This window comes from Falsibacillus albus (genome assembly GCF_003668575.1).
GTDB classification, from domain to species: Bacteria; Bacillota; Bacilli; order Bacillales; family DSM-25281; genus Falsibacillus; species Falsibacillus albus.
In genome coordinates, this window is the sequence record NZ_RCVZ01000001.1 from 402,146 (window position 1) to 422,808 (window position 20,663).

Consider the following 20,663-nt stretch of genomic DNA (forward strand, 5'->3'; position numbering starts at 1 on the left):
ATCTGAAGGGAGGGCTTTAAACATGGAAGGATTATTGATCCCGATCATCATAGGGGTGATTGGGTGGCTGTTTAAGATTAAATCGAACAATGACGATCATGGACAAAAACATAAAAACAAAGCTCGCAATTCCAAGACCCTCCCTCAAAGTAAAGAAAAAAGCGGCAGGATGGGTACCGAGAGAGGAAGGGGACCCAGGGAAAGTTCCAGAAGCGCCTCCAAAAAAGCAAGAGAAGATTATTATCAAAAAAAATCACAGGCTGATCCTCATATGAGGATCGCTGGAAAAAACGAGGAAGTAAAAACGCATCATGAGGATGTTCATTATGAAAGTAAAAGGACAGATGAGGAAATACTTAGCAAAAAAGATATCTTGAATGGAATCATCATGGCAGAGGTTTTAGGGCCTCCCAGGGCGAAGAAGCCATTCAGGAAATGATGTGCAGTAAAAGATGTCAGAGTGTGATTGTTTTTTAAAAATTTGTGCTGAACCCCCGTATTTTCTCATACATATGAGAGGAAAGGGGGTTCTTTTTTATGGCTAATAACATGGTTCAAAGGGTTCGAAATTGGATGACTAAAAAAATGGACCTGCCGGAAGATGTCATGATGGACCTTCCCCGTATCACCATGATCGGGCAAATACATATCTATATTGAAAATCATCGAGGGCTGCTTGCCTTCTCAGATAAAGAAGTAAGGCTTCTTCTGAAGCAAGGGCAGTTGCTCATTAAGGGACAAACCTTTGTCATTAAAACAATTCTCCCGGAAGAAATCATGCTTCAAGGAAAAATCAATGAAGTTTTGTATTTGGAAGAATAGGAGGAAGGACGTTGAAAAATCATTGGGTTACGTTTTTTGGCGGTGCGGTGAGGGTGAAGGTTGAAGGGACAGGCTTGGAAAGATTCATCAACAAATTGACCCGATCACATTTAATCATATGGAATTTAAAAAGGCATGGCACTCAGACCATTACATTCATGATGGCATTGAAGGATATCCATAAACTAAGGTCTGTGAAGAAGTCGACAGATTGTAAAATCACTTTCCTAAGAGGGGAAGGGGTCCCGTTTCTTTGGAAAAGGACATTGAAGAATGCTGGGTTTTTATTTGGGATCATTCTCTTTTTCCTTCTTATCACCCTATTATCCAATGTGGTTTGGAGAATAGATATCAAGGGGGCATCACCGCAGACTGAGCACAAAATCAGGAAAGAGCTTGATCGGATCGGTGTTCAAGTCGGGAAGCTTCAATTTTTCGTGAGAGACGTGGATTCAATCCAAAAAGAATTAACGGATAATCTGAAGAATATCACATGGGTAGGTGTGGATTTAAAGGGGGCAACCTACCATTTTCAAGTAGTGGAAAAAAATGAGCCAAAGCCGGGTGAAAATACAGGTTATCAAAATTTAATCGCAAAGAAAAAGGCTGTTATTGTTGATATGTATGTCGAAGAAGGGCAATCGATGGTCCACGTTAACGATTATGTTCAAAAGGGACAGACACTCGTTTCTGGGATCATCGGAAAAGATAAAACATCCAAGGCTGTAGCCTCCAAAGGTGAGATCTGGGGGGAGACATGGTATAAAAGTCAGGTGGAAGTCCCGATCACCTCCCAATTCAGTGTGTTGACTGGAGATGAAATAAAAAGACACAGCCTGAAATTTTGGGGATGGCGAGTACCGATATGGGGATTCGGGAAAAATAATATGAAAGATTTCGAAAAGGATGAACAAATTCATACAGTGAAATTTTTGAAATGGGAAATGCCGATAAGCTATATTCAGACCATCATAAGGGAGAAGGAAACAGGGACGAGGACCTATTCTGAAGAAGAAGCGATCAAGGCAGGAAAGATTCTCGCATTAAATGATTTAAAATCAAAGCTCGATAATGATGCAAAAATTAAAGGTGAAAAAGTTTTGCATGAAAAAGTGGAGAATGGTAAAGTAAAGTTATCAATTTATTTCCAAGTGATTGAAAATATAGCTGTTGGACAACCGATCATCCAAGGAGACTAGCGAATGACAGAAGAATTAAAACAAATGAACCTTCAACTAGATAATCCTAATGAAGCCATTGCTTTGTTCGGCGCTTCAGATGCTCATCTAAAATTAATCGAGGAACAATTGCAAGTTTCAATCGTGACAAGGGGAGAGGATATTTTTGTTTCTGGAGAAGAAACGAAGGTAGCCCTTGTGAATGAATTGATTCAGCAATTATTAATTGTGATTCGAAAAGGAATCAACATTGGGCAGCGCGATGTCCTATATGCAATTGAATTGGGGCAAAAAGGCATTGTCGAAACCTTTCCGGACCTTTATGAAGAAGAAATCACAAAAAATGCAAAAGGAAAGCCGATCCGGGTGAAAACACTCGGACAGAGACACTATATTTCAGCCATCCGTAAAAATGATCTGGTTTTTGGAATCGGTCCTGCAGGTACAGGGAAAACGTATTTGGCAGTGGTGATGGCAGTGCATGCATTGAAAAATGGGGAAGTAAAGAAAATCATCCTGACAAGGCCAGCGGTAGAGGCCGGTGAGAGCCTCGGGTTTTTGCCAGGCGATTTAAAAGAAAAAGTCGATCCATACTTAAGACCGCTTTATGATGCGCTGCACGATATACTTGGCGCAGAGCATACCCAGCGCTTGATTGAACGGGGAACAATTGAGATTGCCCCTCTTGCATATATGCGTGGAAGAACCCTTGATGACGCATTCGTCATCTTGGATGAGGCACAGAACACGACACAGGCACAGATGAAAATGTTTCTAACCCGATTGGGGTTTGATTCCAAGATGGTCATTACAGGCGATCGCTCACAAGTCGACCTTCCTAAAGGGGCTAAGTCAGGCCTTGTCATCGCCGAAAGTATCTTGAATGGCATAAAGGGAATTTCTTTTATCCATCTTGAACAAAGCGACGTGGTCCGCCATCCGCTTGTTTCTCGAATCATCCAAGCCTATGACGTCCATGAATCATAGACAATTGTCAAAGCCTTTCTTTATTATGCTGTTAATCTCAGCAAGATAAGGAAAGGCTTTTTATTAGGCTCTTTTCTCATACTTTGTTGTGCAATGGCTAATAAAGGAGAATTGTTTATACAAAATTTTTACTTTTAAATAGCGTATATAGGGAGAAAAGAGCTGGAAAACTTTCATTCAACGAACAAATTAGCTTTTTACGTTAAAATCGGTATTAGAATTTCAACACTAATCTTTACGAAAACAGCCTTTTATTAAGACGAAGGTTTTGTAAAATATACTAACGATCAACCATGCATAACCGGAAATATTTTTGCGGATGAAATTATTAGAAAAAACTGTTATCATTTTACATAAGGCTGTACGAGCTGACTGCTCTGAACCAGTCATGTAGGCACTATCAAAAATGTCAACCTATCTATGGTGATAGGGGAGGATTCTTATGCAGGAAATAATCGGGAAAATACGGAACATTTTAAGCCTAAAGTTGTTCACAAGTTTAATTTTCATTGCTTTGGCCTTATTAATTTATGGCGTATTGTATAGCAATGTAAAGCCGGAGACTTATGATATTGAACTCTTTTCGGTAGCACAGAAGAATATATACTCTCCCAAAACCGTCATTGATGAACAGAAAACGAATATGGAGCGGGACAAGGCTGCTGATGATGTTGGGAATGTATATGAATTCAAAAAAGAAGTCGGCCAGAACAGAATCGCCCTAATCTCTTCCATTTTCGACTTCATCGATGATGTGAAGCAGGATGCCCAAAAATCAATGAAGTCCCCTGATCCAAGTGATGAGGCCGGCCAGTCATCTGAAATGTCTTTGCAGGACCAACTGCAATCTTTAAAGTCAAAACTCACAAAAAATGCGACTGAAGACATTACAAAATACATACCGGATTCTGTTTTCCTTGCGCTTCTTCAAGCGAACACTCAGGATTTGTCACGAGTGAAAAGTGTAGTGATCAATCAAATCGGATCAGTCATGGGTCAGAAAATCAAGGAAGAAGATGTCCAAAGCTTGAGGCAGGTTCTTGAACAAAGGATCAAGTCATTGAGTTTTTCCGAGGAAATAAAGAATGCTGCCATTGAATTAGGAAAATATGCAATCGTTCCCAATGATTTGTATAGCCCGGACCTGACAGAAGAGAGAAAACAGCAAGCAAGGGACAGCATCGAACCGGAAAAGATTTTCCAAGGTGAGCTGTTGGCGGAGAAAAATCAAACCATCGATAAAGAAGTATATAGAAAGTTGAAATTATTAGGGCTGCTGAAGAGCAATCCAACCATCAAACCATTAGTGGGGCTGGCCATATTTGTTTTTGTGATGATCGGAACCCTCTATATTCATTTCTTTCATCTGAATATCCCGGAAGAGAGAAAACAAAATTTCCTCATTTTGATCAGTTTGATTCTTCTTTCTTCGCTATTGATCATGAAGATCATTGATTTGATGGAAGAACTCGATATAGAAGACCTCGCATATATATTCCCTGCAGCCATGGGACCAATGCTGATCAGGATTCTGCTGAATGAGCGGATTGCCATGATCGTGGCTATTTTGATTGCAGCATGCGGCAGTATCATTTTTCACGGGAGCGTCGATGGAACGGTCGATGTTGAAATCGCGCTGTATATATTATTCAGCGGTCTGTCGGGAATACTTTTTCTATCCAACCAGAAGCATCGTTTGAATATTTTACAGGCGGGCATTTTTGTTTCATTCGTCAATGTACTCCTGCTGTTTTTCTTGGTATTGATGGGAGATGGACAATTCTCAAGAATGGAGTATATTTATTATATTTTATTCGCATTTGCTTCAGGAATTTCATCTGCAGTGTTAACAATTGGATTTTTGCCTTTTTTTGAAGCTGGATTCGGAATTTTGTCCACAATGAAATTGATTGAACTTTCCAATCCCAATCATCCGCTCTTAAAAAAAATCTTAACTGAAGCCCCTGGAACGTATCATCACAGCGTCATGGTGGCGAATCTGGCAGATGCAGCTTGTGAAGCGATTGGATGCAATGGTCTCCTTGCAAGGGTGGGCTGCTATTATCATGATATCGGTAAAACGAGAAGGCCATTTTTCTTCATTGAAAATCAAATGAATATGGATAATCCCCATGACAGGCTTTCGCCGGATGCAAGCAAGGATATCATCATAGCTCATGCCACGGATGGTGGAAATATGCTGAGAAAGTATAAAATCCCCAAAGAAATCATCGATATTGCAGAGCAGCATCATGGTACAACGCTTTTGAAGTTTTTCTACCATAAAGCAAAAGAATCAAAGGGAAAAGTCGAGGAATCAGATTTCCGCTATCCAGGACCGAAACCCCAGACGAAGGAAGCCGCGGTCATTTCCATCGCTGACAGTGTGGAAGCTGCAGTAAGGTCAAAAACCCATCCAACTCCAGAAGAGATAAAAAAAGTTGTCCATAGCATCGTACAGGATCGACTTCAGGATGGACAATTTAATGAATGTGATATAACCTTGAAAGAGCTGGAAGTGGTGAAGAGAACCTTATGTGAAACGTTGAATGGAATTTTCCATTCTCGAATAGAGTATCCAGATATGAAAAGACAGAAGGTGAAAGAAGCATGAGTTTAAATATTGATTTTCTTGACGAGACAGGAGAATTATCAGAACGTGATCTGGAATTGGTGCAAAGACTGCTTAATTTTGCAGCGGAAAGTGAAAAAGTGGAATCAGAAAGTGAACTGTCCGTTACTTTTGTAGATAATGACAGAATTAAGGAAATAAATAAGGAGTACCGGAATAAGGACAGTGCCACGGATGTGATTTCCTTTGCCATGGAAGAGATGGGTGAGGGAGAATTAAGCATAGTCGGAGCAGACCTTCCGAGGATATTAGGCGATATTATCATTTCGGTTTCGAAAGCAAGGGAACAGGCAGAAGAATACGGCCATTCTTATCAAAGAGAGCTGGGATTCCTCGCGCTTCACGGTTTTTTGCACCTTTTGGGATATGATCATATGAATGAATCTGATGAAAAAATAATGTTTGGAAGACAAAAGGAAATCCTTGATGCGTATGGACTCAAAAGATTGTAGTCGGACGGGCATCCAGCGATTTATCTCATCGTTTAAATATGCTGGAAACGGTTTTTGGCTGGCTTTAAGAACGGAAAGAAATATGCAGATACATCTCCTTATCTCGCTCATAGTCGTGTTAGCCGGCATTCTATTTTCCATCAGTAAAATAGAATGGCTTGTTCTGTGTTTGACGATGTCGGCGGTCCTGTCGTTGGAATTGGTGAACACTGCAATCGAAAAAACCGTGGACCTCGTGACGGATGAATACCATCCGATTGCCAAACAGGCTAAGGATATTGCGGCATCAGCGGTTTTCATCGCAGCCTTTTTTTCAATAATCATTGGATGTGTCATTTTCATCCCTAAGGCCGCACACCTTTTTCAAATGGTCATAAACTGAATAAAGGGTTCAAAACAGGTTGCCTGTCGGTATAGGCGGCTTGTTTGTGTCTGTATGGGAGACTTATAATCAGATGCTGCATTTGAAAACGCTTAACATTTGGGCTAAAATGATTGAACAAGTCATTATTCGTCCAAAATGATTGACTTTTTTGAATTTTTAATTTTTTTATTACAATTAGATGATAAACCTAAAAAAATGATTGAAAATGTAGTAAAATATAAATGTAGAGACAGCAAAGGAGAATCGAACATGAATACGAAGCAACTAATCGAAGAAGCAAAAACAGCAAGAGAAAGAGCATATGTTCCATACTCAAAATTCAAGGTGGGCGCAGCCCTTTTAACAAATGATGGAAAAGTATACCATGGCTGCAATATAGAAAATGCTGCATACAGCATGTGCAACTGCGCAGAGCGCACAGCCCTCTTTAAAGCTTATTCCGACGGGGATACTCAATTTTCAGCAATTGCTGTCGTTGCCGATACAGCTAGGCCTGTGCCGCCATGCGGAGCGTGCAGACAGGTAATATCTGAATTATGCTCACCTGACATGAAAGTCATTTTGACCAACCTGCATGATGATGTAAAGGAATTGACAGTTAGTGAATTACTCCCTGGCGCTTTTTCTCCGGAGGATCTAAATGAATAATAATCCTAATCATAAATCAGGCTTTATTTCGATCATTGGAAGGCCGAATGTTGGGAAATCCACTTTCCTGAATCGTGTAATTGGCCAGAAGATTGCCATCATGAGCGATAAGCCCCAAACAACGAGAAATAAAGTGCAAGGTGTTTTGACAAGAGACGATTCGCAAATGATCTTTATCGATACACCAGGAATTCATAAGCCCAAGCATAAGCTTGGTGACTTTATGATGAAGGTTGCCCAGAATACCTTAAGGGAAGTCGATTTGATCATTTTCATGGTCAATGCAGCAGAAGGATTTGGCCGCGGTGATGAATTTATCATTGAAAAGCTCAAAGAAGTGAAGACGCCAGTATATTTAGTGATCAATAAAATTGATCAAATTCAACCCGATGATTTATTTTCGATCATTGAGACGTACAAAGAACTATACACATTTGAAGAAATCATCCCCATTTCCGCGCTTCAAGGAAACAATGTGGATCGGCTTCTTGAACAAATAAAATTCTTGCTTCCAGAAGGGCCTCAATATTATCCTGCAGACCAGGTTACTGATCATCCTGAACGATTTATCGTTTCAGAGCTGATTCGTGAAAAAGCGTTGCATTTAACAAGAGAGGAAATTCCCCATTCAATTGCTGTAGTCATAGATAAAATATCCAAGGAAGAAAACAAGGATATTATCAATGTCATGGCCACGATCGTGGTGGAAAGGGATTCCCAAAAAGGAATCGTAATCGGTAAACAAGGCAAGATGCTTAAGGAAATCGGCAAGCGTGCACGCCTTGACATCGAGAATTTATTGGGTTCTAAAGTGTTTCTTGAACTATGGGTTAAGGTGCAGAAGGACTGGAGAAATAAAGCAACCCATCTTAAGGATTTTGGCTTCAGGGAAGACGAATATTAATTATCGGCAAAAATCAAATGGTTAGATTCTATTCATTTCCGTCATTAGTAATTTTTACGAGTCATGTTTTTGAATCAAATAGGTGATATTAATCACAAGAGGCTTATGGATCTCAAGCTAGTTTCAAAATATGAAAGGCGGGATTATTATGTTGGAGTTTACCTGGAAAGTATTTGTACAGACGGGTAATATTGACACATACCTTCTTTTTAAAGAACTTGAAAAAGACCATACAGATTTACCGATCAATCCAGATGATGAGCTAGCAGAATTTAATTTTCCTATCTTATAATAGTTTTTCAACCGCATATGCACCCAAAAATCATTACAGAGCAGATCTGGAAGGGTGAAGATTGTGCTTCATAAATGCGAAGGAATTGTGATACGTACGACAGATTATAGTGAATCAAATAAAATCGTAACGATATTTACAAGAGAGCTTGGGAAAATAGGAGTGATGGCTAGAGGGGCTAAAAAACCCAATAGCCGTCTCTCCTCTGTTTCCCAGCTTTTTAGTTATGGCCATTTTTTGTTCCAAAAAGGGACAGGGCTTGGAACGCTCCAGCAAGGTGAAATGAGCAGCTCCTTTCGCTCCATCAAAGAGGATATTTTCAAAACCGCCTACGCCACTTACATAGCCGATTTACTGGATAAGGGAACGGAAGAACGCAAGAGCAATCCCTTTTTATTTGAACTTCTCCATCAAACATTGCAATTCATCAATGAGGAGTACGATCCGGAAATCATGGTCAATATTTTCGAAATGAAAATGCTGCCAGTTTTGGGCCTATATCCAGTGCTGGATCGCTGCGCCGTCTGCGGAAGCAAGGATGGGGAATTCGGCTTTTCGATAAGGGAAAACGGTTTTTTATGCCACAGGTGCTTTCAGGTTGATCCTTATCACTTTCCCATGAGCATCTCAGCTTTGAAACTATTGAGGATCTTTTACTTTTTTGACGTGAATAGACTGGGGAATATATCCGTGAAGCCGGAAACGAAGGAAGAATTAAAAAACATCATCTCTTCCTACTATGATGAATATTCAGGGCTCTATTTAAAATCAAAAAAATTCCTAAAGGAAATGGACCGGTTCAAAGGCATGCTTTGAATTTTTGAATTGTAAACAAAGGTTGAGTCATGTTGATTTCCGCTGAAGGATGCTCGCTTTCGGAGGGGCCTCACACGAAGTGAGGTCGTTCGATGTTGGCACACGACGTGCCGAACTTAATCGAACTTCCGTCTGATATCTCCTCACTCCGCTGCGGGGTCTCACCTTGTCCGCTGATCCCTCCGGAGTCTCGCACCTTCCCCTCTAATCAACTTCAAATAGTGTAAATAAACATTTAATAATCACAGCATGTGAGAAATCAGTCATATGAAATTTTTTCGTTTTTCTATGTTGAAGGGTGATTCGACAGCACCTTCATACTTTGTGAACCCAGCCTATTTTAAAATAAAATATTGACTTCTTGATTGATTTCCATTATTTTTTGTCTATACTAGTAATTAAGATAATAACTGCGTTGAAGGAAAGGAGTACCTTGTCCACTTCATGAAAGCGAACCTAGGATGGTGGGAGCTAGGAACTTGAGGAACAAGGGAAGGGCAGTCCCGAGCAGATGATGAAAGCTGGCTATTTATACATAGCAAATAGGGTGGAACCGCGGGTTAACTCTCGTCCCTATGCATTTCTTTTGCATAGTGGCGGGAGTTTTTTATTTAGGTTGATTGCCCGATTGACTGTTGCTGCTTAAATGGCCATGTATTTTTTCAAAAACAATTTGGAGGTGCACACGAATGAATATACAAGAAATGATATTAACATTACAGAAGCATTGGTCTGATCAAGGATGCGTATTAATGCAGGCGTATGATGTAGAAAAAGGTGCTGGGACAATGAGTCCCTTTACGTTTTTAAGGGCGATAGGTCCAGAGCCTTGGAATGTTGCGTATGTTGAACCCTCCAGGAGACCGGCAGATGGGCGCTATGGCGAAAATCCAAATCGGTTGTATCAGCATCATCAATTCCAGGTAATCATGAAGCCTTCCCCGGATAATATACAAGAACTTTATCTGGATTCTCTGAAGGCGCTGGGAATTGACCCTCTGATGCATGATATTCGATTTGTCGAGGATAACTGGGAAAATCCTTCTCTAGGCTGTGCAGGGCTAGGATGGGAAGTGTGGCTGGATGGAATGGAAATTACCCAGTTCACTTATTTTCAGCAGGTCGGAGGTTTGGAATGCAAGCCTGTTTCCGTAGAAATCACATATGGGATCGAACGGCTTGCATCATACATTCAGGAAAAAGAAAATGTTTTTGATTTGGAGTGGACAAACGGCTTTACGGTCAAAGATATTTTTTATCAACCAGAATATGAGCATTCAAAATATACGTTTGAAACGTCGAATACTGAAATGCTTTTTAATTTGTTTTCGATTTATGAGGAAGAGGCGAAGAAGCAAATGGACGAAGGGCTGGTCCATCCCGCTTATGACTATGTACTAAAATGTTCGCATGTCTTTAACCTTTTGGATGCTAAGGGTAAGATTTCAGTCACGGAGCGTACCGGATACATTGGAAGAATGAGAAACATGGCCCGTTCGATTGCCAAGACATTTTATGAAGAAAGAGAAAAATTAGGATTTCCGATTCTGAAGAAAAAGGAGGAGAAAAAGGATGCATAAAAGAGATTTACTTTTAGAAGTCGGTTTGGAAGAAATGCCTGCACGATTTGTCACCAATTCGATGAACGAATTAAAAGACAATGTCGTTTCTTGGCTGGAGGAGCGCGCGATAGCTTTCGATAGCGCAGAAGCCTTTTCGACCCCAAGAAGGTTGGCCGTGTTGGTTAAGGGTGTGGCAGAATCCCAAGAGGACGTTCAGGAAGAGGCAAAGGGACCAGCAAGAAAAATTGCCATGAATGAACAAGGCGAATGGTCCAAAGCAGCCATTGGATTCAGCAAAGGCCAAGGTGCATCGGTGGAGGATATTTACTTCAATGAAATCAATGGTGTCGAGTACGCTTTTGTCAATAAATTCATTGAAGGCCAAAAAACGATGAGCCTGCTGCCTGAACTTGAAAAAGTCATCACCGGTCTGCACTTCCCTAAGAATATGAAATGGGCAAATGAAGATCTCCGTTTTGTACGTCCGATCAAATGGATCACTGCTCTATTTGGAACTGAAGTGATCCCCTTTTCCATAACTTCTGTCCAAACGTCAAATTACACCGGTGGACACCGATTCTTAGGAGAAAAAATTGAGATCTCTGAGCCTTCTCAATATGAGAAGCAATTATTGGCCCAATATGTCATTGCCAATCCTGAAACGAGAAGGAATGGCATTTTGGATCAGCTTAGCAAGCTTGAACAAGAGCAAGGCTGGCATATCCCTGTTGATCAAGATCTGTTGGAAGAAGTTAATAACTTGGTCGAATACCCTACAGTTCTTTTCGGTTCTTTTAACGAAGAGTTTTTGACTATACCTGAAGAAGTGCTGATTACAACTATGAAGGAGCATCAGCGATATTTCCCGGTAAAAAATGAAGATGGCCGATTGCTGCCTTATTTTGTAACGGTGCGCAATGGCGACCATAGACATCTTGAAACCGTTGCAAAAGGAAACGAAAAAGTTCTAAGGGCAAGGTTATCTGATGCGGATTTCTTTTACAAAGAAGATCAAAAAATGGGAATCAACGATGCTCTCGCTAAATTATCCTCCATTGTCTACCATGAAGAGATAGGAACATTGGCTGAAAAAGTCAAAAGAATCAGGGCAATCAGTAATAGAGTCGGAAAAATGGCATCATTTACAGAAGAAGAGCTTCAGTTGGTCGACCGCGCAGCTGAAATAAGCAAGTTCGACCTTGTAACGCATATGGTTTATGAATTTCCTGAATTACAAGGATTCATGGGAGAGAAATATGCGCTGCAAAAAGGAGAAGATCCGGCAGTCGCCCAAGCGATCAACGAACATTACCAGCCTAGGCATGCCGATGATATTTCGCCGAGCTCTGAAATTGGGGCTGCAGTAGGACTGGCTGACAAAATGGATACGATCGTGTCCTGCTTTGCGATTGGGATCGTTCCAACTGGTTCTCAAGACCCATATGCGTTAAGGCGCCAAGCTTCAGGGATTGTCCAAACAATCGTAGAAAAAAAATGGACCCTGTCTATCAAAGAATTGATTGAATCGACTATTGAAGTGGTTAAATCTTATGACATTGGAGAAAAAGAGCATAATGAACTCCTTCAAGAACTGATGAATTTCTTCAAAATGAGACTAAAGTATGTTCTTCAAGAAAAACAAACTCGATACGATATTATCGAAGCTGTCTTAAATAGTGAGATCACTTCAGTTCCTTCGGTCCTTTCTCGCGCAGAAGTACTGGAAAAAGAAAAAAATCAAGAATCCTTCAAATCGACGATTGAAGCCTTGAGCAGGGTCATCAATATTTCTAAAAAAGCAGAAGAATTACAAGAAATAGATGCAGATTTATTTGAAAATCAGTATGAGAAAAATCTTTATTCCTCTTTTTTGAAGTTGGAAGAAGAAATGGAAAATGTGAAGGATGAGGCGGAGGTATTCCGCCGATTAGCAGCATTGCGTCCAGCCATTGATGAGTATTTTGATCATACAATGGTAATGGCAAAGGATGATCGATTAAAACATAACCGCCTGACTCAAATGAAAAAATTAGCAGATAAAATGTTATCATTTGCTGCATTCAATGAGATTATAGTAAAATAGACCTTTAATCTCTAATCATGGTGTTGATTGGAGAGGAAGGTACGAGACTTCAGAGTGCTCACTTCCAGTGAGAAAAGTGCCATAGTCAAAAAGGTCCATTTGGCATTCCTCCTTTTTCACACTTTCAGTTTGCTGTGAAATCCAGGGGGATTGCCAGTTTTTTTATTTATATATGTGTTAATTCTTTTCATTTGAAAATAATAGTATATAATATTTTTATAAAAGTATAACACTTTACCTTCTGTATATTAGGTGGTGAGGAAAATAGAACTGAACAAAAGGCAAGAACAAATATTGCAGATTGTGAAGGATAACGGCCCAATCACTGGCGAGCAGATTGCTGAAAGGCTCAGCTTGACGAGAGCCACCCTTAGGCCAGATCTGGCTATATTGACGATGGCGGGTTATCTCGATGCCCGCCCCCGCGTCGGATATTTCTATACCGGGAAATCGGGCACACAACTACTAACAGAGAATTTGAAGAAAATAGCGGTGAAAGACTACCAATCAATCCCGGTTGTCGTCAATGAAAATGTATCTGTCTACGATGCGGTCGTTACCATGTTTCTTGAGGATGTTGGGACCCTTTTTGTGGTGGATTCAGGTTCATTGCTTGTCGGGGTATTATCAAGAAAAGACCTTCTCAGGGCGAGCATCGGCAAACAAGAACTTACATCCATTCCTGTGAATATTATTATGACAAGGATGCCGAATATTACGATGTGCATGAAAGATGATCTGCTGATTGATGTGGCTAAGAAATTAATTGAAAAACAAATCGATGCGCTTCCTATAGTTAAAGAAACGGAAAAAGGTTTTGAAGTGCAGGGGAGAATTACCAAAACCAATGTGACAAAAGCCTTTGTTGCATTGGCTGACGAAGATTTATAGGACGTTGTGAAGAGGAAGGTGATCGTAAATGACTGAACCTATCATCTACGTAGTATCAGATTCGGTTGGTGAGACAGCAGAGCTTGTCACCAAAGCGGCAATCAGTCAATTTAACGGTTCAAGTGCAATAATAAAGAGAATCCCGTACATTGAAGATTTTTCAAATGTCGATGAAGTGATATCATTGGCGAAAATAAATCATGGAATGATTGCATTCACATTAGTGAAGCCTGAAATCAGGGAGTACATGAAAGAACAGGCGGCAAAAGAAAACTTGTATGCCATCGATATCATCGGTCCTTTAATGGATCGCTTCCAAGAGCTTTATGGTAAAAAACCGCTTAATGAACCAGGGCTGGTAAGGAAACTGGACGATGACTATTTTAAGAAGGTCGAAGCTATCGAATTTGCAGTCAAATACGATGATGGCCGCGACCCTAGAGGGATCTTGAGGGCGGACATTATTCTGGTCGGTGTATCAAGGACCTCAAAAACTCCTTTATCCCAATATTTAGCTCATAAAAGGTTGAAAGTAGCCAATGTCCCTTTAGTACCCGAAGTAGATCCCCCGGAAGAGCTTTTCCAAGTGTCGCCGGATAAGTGCATAGGACTGAAAATAAGCCCGGAAAAGTTGAATGATATCCGCCGGGAGAGGCTAATATCACTCGGCCTGAATGATCAGGCAAGCTATGCGAATATTAACCGTATTAAAGAAGAACTTATTTATTTCGATAAAATATCCAAAAAGATCGGGTGCCATATAATAGATGTCACCAACAAAGCGGTGGAAGAGACGGCAAATATCATTATCAACCATATTCAACAAAATAAATAATTCATCAAAATAAAAGGCTGTTTCCGAAAAGGTGTTTGTTTTTTGTAAATCATTCAATTTGATGTTGATTGGAGGGTGCGAGACTCCGGGGGGCTTACGCCGCCCGCCCCTGGGAAAGCGAGCATCCTCCCGTGGAAATCAACCATGCCCAACCTTTGATGAATGGAAACAAACATTACGAAAAGAGCAATATAAAAAAAGAAGCATCAGCAGCTTCCATAGGCTGATTATGCCTCTTTATTCTAAGCATATAATCTTTTGGATTATGTGCTATTTTACTTTCTTTGATAATAGGATGAAAAGAGTTGTTCGTAAATAAACCTCCGGGCGGCAAGAGTTTTATGAAATCCTCCTGCTGATCGAGAAAAACTTAACACGGGAAAAGAAAAAATGATGGTCAAACTTGTCCAAATGTACTATAATAAAAAATTGTGATAAAAATAACAAAAATAGGTTTAGAGTATAGATTTAAGGAATAAACTATTTATGTTAATATGTCAAGTGAATGACTGTGAAAATTTTCGACAATTTCTAGTGTTTTCGGAATATTGGAAACTTGTCCTAAGAAGAAGGATTCTTCGGGGGGATGTAGAATAGTTAGTTTACAAGCGCATAAACCTATGATTTATGTCGATGCAGATGCATGTCCTGTTAAGGCGGAAATCGTAGAAATTGCCAGAAAATATCAATTTAATACAGTTTTTGTCGCCTCCATAGCTCATAAGATGAATGAGCCAGTATTGGGGGAGTGGGTTTATGTCGATGCAGATAAGGAATCCGCAGACCTCTATATCATCAATCACATTCAAAAGATGAATGTGGTCATCACACAGGATATAGGGCTGGCAGGCCTGCTGCTGCCGAAAGATGTTTATGTTCTTTCGCCCAGGGGAATCGAATTTAAAGAAGATACCATTGAAATAGCGTTAAACTATCGGTATGCAGCTGCGAAGGCAAGAAGACAAGGGAAATATGGCAAAGGGCCTAAACCTTTTCTGCCGGAGGATCGACTTAGGTTCAGCACTATGCTGACTAACATTTTGTCGAAAATAGCAGGAGATTTTGGTTTGTTATCGAAAGACTAGAAACAGATGGTGATGTTTTGTGACAGGAAGAATTCCTGAAGAAACGATAAATCAAATAAGACAATCCATTGATATTGTGGACGTCATCAGTGATTATGTTCAGCTTAAAAAACAAGGAAGAAATTATTTTGGCCTTTGCCCTTTTCACGGTGAAAACACTCCATCCTTTTCTGTGGCGCCTGATAAACAAATATATCACTGTTTCGGATGTGGAGCAGGTGGGAATGCCTTTTCTTTCTTAATGGATATCGAAGGGATCTCCTTTCAAGAATCCATTAAGGTTGCAGCGGAAAAAGCCGGTATCGATGTCAATATTGGCGTAGAATCAGGAGTGGCAAATCCCAATATCCCTCCAGAACTTCGAAGAATCATGGAGGCCCACGACTTATTACGTAAATTTTACCATCATTTACTCTTAAATACAAAAGAAGGCCAAGAAGCCTTGGAGTACTTGCTTGAAAGAGGGTTTACCAGGGAGGAAATCGAAAAGTTCCAAATTGGCTGGTCATTGCCAAGCTGGGATTTCGCAGTGAAGTTTCTTCAAAAAAGGGGTTTCGATCTCCCTTTGATGGAAAAAGCGGGGCTGATTATCCAGAGGGATTCAGATGATCAGTATTTTGACCGCTTCAGAAACCGTATCATGTTTCCTTTATTTGACCATAAAGGAAATACGATCGCTTTTTCTGGCAGAGCTTTTGGGAAGGATGAGCCCAAGTATTTGAACAGCCCAGAAACGCCTGCCTTTAACAAAAGTAAAATTCTTTACAATTTCCACCTGGCACGGCCAGCGATCAAAAAACAGCAAAAAGCCGTCTTATTAGAAGGGTTTGCAGATGTCATTGCCGCAAATCGGGCTGGTGTCCCCAATGGCATTGCCACAATGGGAACTTCGTTGACTGATTATCATATTCAAACCTTGAAAAGATTGACGGATTCGGTTGCAATCTGCTACGACTCTGATTCTGCTGGCATAGAAGCTGCGTTTAGAGCAGCAAAAATGCTTGAGCAGAACGGAATTCACATAGAAATTGCACAAATGCCTGAACAGCTTGATCCCGATGACTACATTCTGAAATACGGTGGGGAGAAGTTCCGTACAGAAGTATTAGGGGCATGCAAGACGTTTATGGCCTTTAAAATGTACTATTTCCGAAGAGGAAAAAATCTTTCAAATGAAGGAGAACGGCTGCAGTATATCGAAGTGATACTTAGTGAAATATCTCACTTGGATAAAGCAGTAGAGAGAGATCATTATCTCAGACAGCTTGCAGATGAATTTTCTTTATCATTGGATGCCTTAAAGCAGCAGCAGCAGGAAATTTATTTTTCAGATAAAAAGGGTGGGAAGAAGGAGATGCAGCCGGAAAGGCAAATAAAGCCTTTTGTCCTTCAAACCGAAAAGAAATTGCTGCCTGCCCATATTGCAGCTGAAAAAAGGCTCATTGCCCATATGTTGAAGGATATTGATACTGCATATAAAATAAAAGAGCTGCTCGGAAATTTAGAATTGAATGTTGATGAACATCAGGCTATTATCACATATTTATTAGGATACTACGAGGATGGCAATCAACCCGATGCCAGCCAATTCATTTCTTTTTTATCTGATGGCAGGCTGCGAAACATCGTAACTGAAATTGAAATGATGTCCATCAATGATGAGGTCAGCAGCCAAGAATTGGAAGATTATATAAAACAAGTGTTCAAACATCAAAAGATGTTGAAAATAAAAGAAAAGATAATTGAAGGAAAAGAAGCAGAGCGACAAAATGACCATAAAAGGGCTGCAATGATCGCTATGGAAATCATTCAGCTTCGCAAGTCTTTATAGTCGCTTTATGGTGTTGAAAAGTTGGAAGGAGGGAACCATATGGCTGAAAAATCAGCACGTTCCAAAGAAGTGGATTCTGAACTAACTTTAGATCAAGTGAAAGAAAAATTGATGGAACTTGGGAAAAAACGCGGATTTTTAACATATGATGAAATTGCTGAGAAAATGGCTAATTTTGAATTGGAATCAGATCAAATGGATGAGTTTTACGAAACTTTGAGTGATCAAGGCGTTGAACTCCATGGTGAAAATGGTGATGATGACGAGGATGTTGAAATCAGCAAGAGTGCGGATGATGAAGAAGAATTTGATTTAAATGATCTAAGTGTCCCCCCAGGCGTAAAAATCAATGATCCAGTTCGCATGTATTTAAAAGAAATTGGCCGGGTCGATTTACTTTCAGCAGAAGATGAGATTTCTTTGGCAAAAAGAATCGAGGATGGCGACGAGGAAGCAAAAAGAAGATTGGCGGAAGCGAACCTTCGACTTGTTGTCAGCATTGCCAAACGATATGTTGGCCGTGGTATGCTTTTCTTGGATCTCATTCAGGAAGGTAATATGGGATTGATCAAAGCGGTAGAGAAATTCGATTATCGTAAAGGATACAAATTCAGTACGTATGCCACATGGTGGATCCGTCAGGCAATTACTCGCGCTATAGCTGATCAGGCAAGAACCATTCGTATCCCAGTTCATATGGTAGAAACAATTAACAAACTGATCAGGGTACAGCGTCAATTGCTTCAAGATTTAGGCAGGGAGCCATCACCGGAAGAAATCGGTGAAGAAATGGATTTGACGCCTGAAAAAGTACGTGAAATCCTTAAAATCGCTCAAGAGCCTGTCTCTCTCGAAACACCGATTGGTGAGGAAGATGACTCCCATCTAGGTGATTTCATTGAAGATCAAGATGCTACATCTCCATCTGAGCATGCGGCATACGAACTTCTGAAAGAACAGCTTGAAGATGTCTTGGATACTTTAACGGACCGTGAAGAAAATGTGCTGCGTCTTCGATTTGGACTGGATGATGGCAGAACGCGCACATTGGAAGAAGTGGGCAAAGTGTTCGGTGTCACCCGTGAACGAATCAGGCAGATCGAAGCAAAAGCGCTTAGAAAGCTTCGTCATCCGAGCCGTAGTAAACGTTTGAAAGATTTTCTTGAATAGTATCAGTGAAATTGCCTCTTTCCTCGAAAAAGGGGCAATTTTTTTTGAGGAATCGAAAGGGATTTTGAAAAAAAACGCGAATTTTAAAAGCAGGATGTGTTAACAATGGACTCAAATCTAAAACGTAAAGAAACAATTGTAAATGAAATTCTGCTTTGGAAAAAAAATCGCATGCTGCCAGATCATTATTGTGACTTCTTATTGGCTCTTTATACAGAAGGAAATGCTCCATCAACAATCCATGACCATAAAAATATTAAACAGAGTCAAAGTGCTCCTATGGCAAGTTTCCTTAAAATAGCTGCCATTAGTTTGATGTTGATTATTTCGGTATTTGTCATATATTTTACTGAATTATCAGTACTTTTGCAAACAACGATTTTGACATTTTTTGTCGTTTTTATTTTGATTGCAATTTTTTATTATTCTAATAAACCAAGTTTTCAACATTTGCTTTATATTGCTTTTGCCATGTTACTTTTGCTCCTGACGGTGAATCTTTGTGGGAGGCTTTTTCACAACAACATATGGGTTCTCTATATTACCCTATTCTTTAACTGTATTCTTTGGATTTTCAGCAGCTTTAAATTTGCATTGCTTTATTTTCGGATAGCTGGTTTCCTAGGAGTAATGATTTTGTTTATTTCTATCTTCATATAATATCAGTATATTGAAAAGTTTTTAAAAGTTGAGAAAATTCCACCCATCCCTTTATAATAAAAATGTAAGCGTATCCACGAGTAACTTCAGAGGGGGATGGACATGAATTTTGACTTGACAAGTGAACAGCAAATGATCCAAAAGACCATAAGAGAATTTGCTAATGAAGAAGTAGCCAAAGGGGCAATTGAAAGGGACCGGACGAAAGAATTCCCAAAGCATATTTTTGAACAGCTTGGGGATCTCGGTATGATGGGATTGCCATTTCCAGAGGAATATGGAGGCGGCGGGGCAGACACGATCAGTTTCGCCATCGTGACCGAGGAGTTAAGCCGGGCATGCGGTTCGACAGGTATAACGTATTCCGCCCATATCTCTTTAGGTGGGGCTCCAATACATTTATTCGGTACGGAAGAACAGAAGCAAAAGTATTTGAACCCAATTTGTACGGGAGAGTCTTTGGGAGCATTCGGGCTGACTGAACCGAATGCAGGATCTGATGCTGGTGGGACGAAAACGACAGCAGTGGAAGATGGAGAGGACTTTATCATAAATGGCAGCAAATGCTTCATTACGAATGCAAGCTATGCAAAGCATTTAGCGCTGACGGCTGTGACTGGAATGAAGGAAGGGAAGAAAGAAATAACTGCCATCATTGTTCCGACTGATGCTGATGGATTCACTGTTATCGATAACTATGAAAAAATGGGGCTTCATGCTTCCAATACAACAGAATTGGTAATGGATCATGTAAGGGTCCCCCAAGAGAACATATTAGGAAAAAAAGGAAATGGATTCCAGCAATTTCTCATCACCTTGGATGGTGGAAGAATCGGAATCGGAGCGATGTCGGTCGGGATCGCACAAGCAGCCTATGAGAAAGCTTTGCAATATGCAAAGGAACGCCATCAGTTTGGACAGTCTTTATCCAAGTTCCAAGCAATCCAATTCAAATTGGCGGATATGGCAATGAAAATTGAGCTGGCAAGGAATATGGTATACAAAGCGGCTTGGCTGAAGGACCAAGGTAAACCATTTTCAAAAGAGGCTTCAATGTGCAAACTGTATGCATCCGAAATCTGTATGGAAATTACGAATCAAGCCGTCCAAATCCATGGAGGCTATGGCTATATGAAGGAATACCAGGTAGAAAGATACATGAGGGACGCCAAGCTTGTTGAAATCGGTGAAGGGACTTCAGAAGTTCAGCGCATGGTGATTGCAAGGGCAATTGGCTGCTAGTCTTCAAGCTCCAAGTAGTCAACGAATACTTCATCTCCCAGATGAAGTATTTTTTGTCTAAATTCCAAAAATATGTTGAAACTTGAATGATAGGGCTTTCCCTTCCAAAAAATATAAAGTAAAATAATAGGTGTTTGTACACAATAGTAGTAATTGTATTCGTATGTTCTTACATAAGGGAGGTTAAA

General features: G+C 40.3%; 20 protein-coding genes. All 20 read left to right on the top strand.

Annotated features, from left to right (window positions below; genetic code table 11):
• The first annotated feature begins 22 nt into the window (after positions 1–22).
• The 20 genes from D9X91_RS01970 to D9X91_RS02065 all read left to right on the top strand — a co-directional run bounded on the left by D9X91_RS01970 (position 23) and on the right by D9X91_RS02065 (position 20,475).
• A complete protein-coding gene (locus D9X91_RS01970; protein ID WP_121678867.1) occupies positions 23–439 on the top strand; it encodes a hypothetical protein in 417 nt (138 codons plus the stop codon).
• Positions 440–537: 98 nt separating this feature from the next.
• Complete coding sequence (gene yqfC / locus D9X91_RS01975; protein ID WP_121678868.1) at positions 538–822, top strand: sporulation protein YqfC; 285 nt, start codon at positions 538–540, stop codon at positions 820–822.
• Between the two features lie 11 nt (positions 823–833).
• Positions 834–2,021: a sporulation protein YqfD gene (gene yqfD / locus D9X91_RS01980; RefSeq protein WP_121678869.1), complete on the top strand. Its 1,188-nt coding sequence runs from the start codon at positions 834–836 to the stop codon at positions 2,019–2,021.
• A gap of 3 nt (positions 2,022–2,024) precedes the next feature.
• Positions 2,025–2,987 carry a PhoH family protein gene (locus D9X91_RS01985; RefSeq protein ID WP_121678870.1) on the top strand — a complete coding sequence of 321 codons (963 nt, stop codon included), beginning with the start codon at positions 2,025–2,027 and terminating at the stop codon, positions 2,985–2,987.
• 442 nt (positions 2,988–3,429) lie between these two features.
• Entirely contained in the window at positions 3,430–5,601 is a 2,172-nt protein-coding gene (locus tag D9X91_RS01990; RefSeq protein ID WP_121678871.1) for an HD family phosphohydrolase, read from the top strand.
• Positions 5,598–6,071, top strand: coding sequence for an rRNA maturation RNase YbeY (gene ybeY, locus D9X91_RS01995; protein ID WP_121678872.1), 474 nt, complete (start codon positions 5,598–5,600; stop codon positions 6,069–6,071). The genes D9X91_RS01990 and ybeY overlap by 4 nt, the downstream gene beginning before the upstream one ends.
• Positions 6,052–6,453, top strand: a complete 402-nt coding sequence (locus D9X91_RS02000; RefSeq protein ID WP_121679015.1) for a diacylglycerol kinase family protein — start codon at positions 6,052–6,054, stop codon at positions 6,451–6,453. The genes ybeY and D9X91_RS02000 overlap by 20 nt, the downstream gene beginning before the upstream one ends.
• A gap of 198 nt (positions 6,454–6,651) precedes the next feature.
• Positions 6,652–7,104, top strand: coding sequence for a cytidine deaminase (locus D9X91_RS02005; RefSeq protein WP_121679016.1), 453 nt, complete (start codon positions 6,652–6,654; stop codon positions 7,102–7,104).
• On the top strand, positions 7,097–8,008 hold the full coding sequence (gene era, locus D9X91_RS02010; RefSeq protein ID WP_121678873.1) for a GTPase Era: 912 nt from the start codon (positions 7,097–7,099) through the stop codon (positions 8,006–8,008). The genes D9X91_RS02005 and era overlap by 8 nt, the downstream gene beginning before the upstream one ends.
• 148 nt (positions 8,009–8,156) lie before the next feature.
• Complete coding sequence (locus D9X91_RS02015) at positions 8,157–8,300, top strand: YqzL family protein (RefSeq protein WP_121678874.1); 144 nt, start codon at positions 8,157–8,159, stop codon at positions 8,298–8,300.
• 63 nt (positions 8,301–8,363) lie between these two features.
• Positions 8,364–9,116 carry a DNA repair protein RecO gene (recO, locus tag D9X91_RS02020; protein ID WP_121678875.1) on the top strand — a complete coding sequence of 251 codons (753 nt, stop codon included), beginning with the start codon at positions 8,364–8,366 and terminating at the stop codon, positions 9,114–9,116.
• 689 nt (positions 9,117–9,805) lie between these two features.
• Entirely contained in the window at positions 9,806–10,696 is an 891-nt protein-coding gene (gene glyQ, locus D9X91_RS02025) for a glycine--tRNA ligase subunit alpha (protein ID WP_121678876.1), read from the top strand.
• A complete protein-coding gene (gene glyS / locus D9X91_RS02030; RefSeq protein WP_121678877.1) occupies positions 10,689–12,761 on the top strand; it encodes a glycine--tRNA ligase subunit beta in 2,073 nt (690 codons plus the stop codon). Before glyQ ends, glyS begins: the two co-directional genes overlap by 8 nt.
• Positions 12,762–13,013: 252 nt before the next feature.
• Positions 13,014–13,652, top strand: a complete 639-nt coding sequence (locus D9X91_RS02035) for a helix-turn-helix transcriptional regulator (RefSeq protein WP_121678878.1) — start codon at positions 13,014–13,016, stop codon at positions 13,650–13,652.
• A gap of 28 nt (positions 13,653–13,680) precedes the next feature.
• Positions 13,681–14,487: a pyruvate, water dikinase regulatory protein gene (locus D9X91_RS02040; protein WP_121678879.1), complete on the top strand. Its 807-nt coding sequence runs from the start codon at positions 13,681–13,683 to the stop codon at positions 14,485–14,487.
• A 620-nt stretch (positions 14,488–15,107) separates the two neighbouring features.
• The gene (locus D9X91_RS02045; protein ID WP_121678880.1) at positions 15,108–15,572 is read left to right on the top strand and encodes a YaiI/YqxD family protein; all 465 of its coding nucleotides are present in this window, start codon (positions 15,108–15,110) and stop codon (positions 15,570–15,572) included.
• Positions 15,573–15,591: 19 nt separating this feature from the next.
• Positions 15,592–17,403, top strand: coding sequence for a DNA primase (gene dnaG, locus D9X91_RS02050; protein ID WP_121678881.1), 1,812 nt, complete (start codon positions 15,592–15,594; stop codon positions 17,401–17,403).
• Positions 17,404–17,442: 39 nt separating this feature from the next.
• Positions 17,443–18,573 (top strand): RNA polymerase sigma factor RpoD, encoded by a 1,131-nt coding sequence (rpoD, locus tag D9X91_RS02055; RefSeq protein ID WP_121678882.1) that lies wholly within the window; start codon positions 17,443–17,445, stop codon positions 18,571–18,573.
• A 105-nt stretch (positions 18,574–18,678) separates the two neighbouring features.
• Entirely contained in the window at positions 18,679–19,233 is a 555-nt protein-coding gene (locus D9X91_RS02060) for a hypothetical protein (protein ID WP_121678883.1), read from the top strand.
• Between the two features lie 102 nt (positions 19,234–19,335).
• Complete coding sequence (locus D9X91_RS02065; RefSeq protein WP_121678884.1) at positions 19,336–20,475, top strand: acyl-CoA dehydrogenase family protein; 1,140 nt, start codon at positions 19,336–19,338, stop codon at positions 20,473–20,475.
• The last annotated feature ends 188 nt before the right edge of the window (positions 20,476–20,663 follow it).

Coding starts and splice junctions, on each gene's coding strand:
- D9X91_RS01970 (WP_121678867.1), top strand. CDS start 23: ATGGAAGGATTATTGATCCCGATCATCATAGGGGTGATTGGGTGGCTG.
- yqfC (WP_121678868.1), top strand. CDS start 538: ATGGCTAATAACATGGTTCAAAGGGTTCGAAATTGGATGACTAAAAAA.
- D9X91_RS01985 (WP_121678870.1), top strand. CDS start 2,025: ATGACAGAAGAATTAAAACAAATGAACCTTCAACTAGATAATCCTAAT.
- D9X91_RS01990 (WP_121678871.1), top strand. CDS start 3,430: ATGCAGGAAATAATCGGGAAAATACGGAACATTTTAAGCCTAAAGTTG.
- ybeY (WP_121678872.1), top strand. CDS start 5,598: ATGAGTTTAAATATTGATTTTCTTGACGAGACAGGAGAATTATCAGAA.
- D9X91_RS02000 (WP_121679015.1), top strand. CDS start 6,052: ATGGACTCAAAAGATTGTAGTCGGACGGGCATCCAGCGATTTATCTCA.
- D9X91_RS02005 (WP_121679016.1), top strand. CDS start 6,652: ATGATTGAAAATGTAGTAAAATATAAATGTAGAGACAGCAAAGGAGAA.
- era (WP_121678873.1), top strand. CDS start 7,097: ATGAATAATAATCCTAATCATAAATCAGGCTTTATTTCGATCATTGGA.
- D9X91_RS02015 (WP_121678874.1), top strand. CDS start 8,157: ATGTTGGAGTTTACCTGGAAAGTATTTGTACAGACGGGTAATATTGAC.
- glyQ (WP_121678876.1), top strand. CDS start 9,806: ATGAATATACAAGAAATGATATTAACATTACAGAAGCATTGGTCTGAT.
- glyS (WP_121678877.1), top strand. CDS start 10,689: ATGCATAAAAGAGATTTACTTTTAGAAGTCGGTTTGGAAGAAATGCCT.
- D9X91_RS02040 (WP_121678879.1), top strand. CDS start 13,681: ATGACTGAACCTATCATCTACGTAGTATCAGATTCGGTTGGTGAGACA.
- D9X91_RS02045 (WP_121678880.1), top strand. CDS start 15,108: ATGATTTATGTCGATGCAGATGCATGTCCTGTTAAGGCGGAAATCGTA.
- rpoD (WP_121678882.1), top strand. CDS start 17,443: ATGGCTGAAAAATCAGCACGTTCCAAAGAAGTGGATTCTGAACTAACT.
- D9X91_RS02060 (WP_121678883.1), top strand. CDS start 18,679: ATGGACTCAAATCTAAAACGTAAAGAAACAATTGTAAATGAAATTCTG.
- D9X91_RS02065 (WP_121678884.1), top strand. CDS start 19,336: ATGAATTTTGACTTGACAAGTGAACAGCAAATGATCCAAAAGACCATA.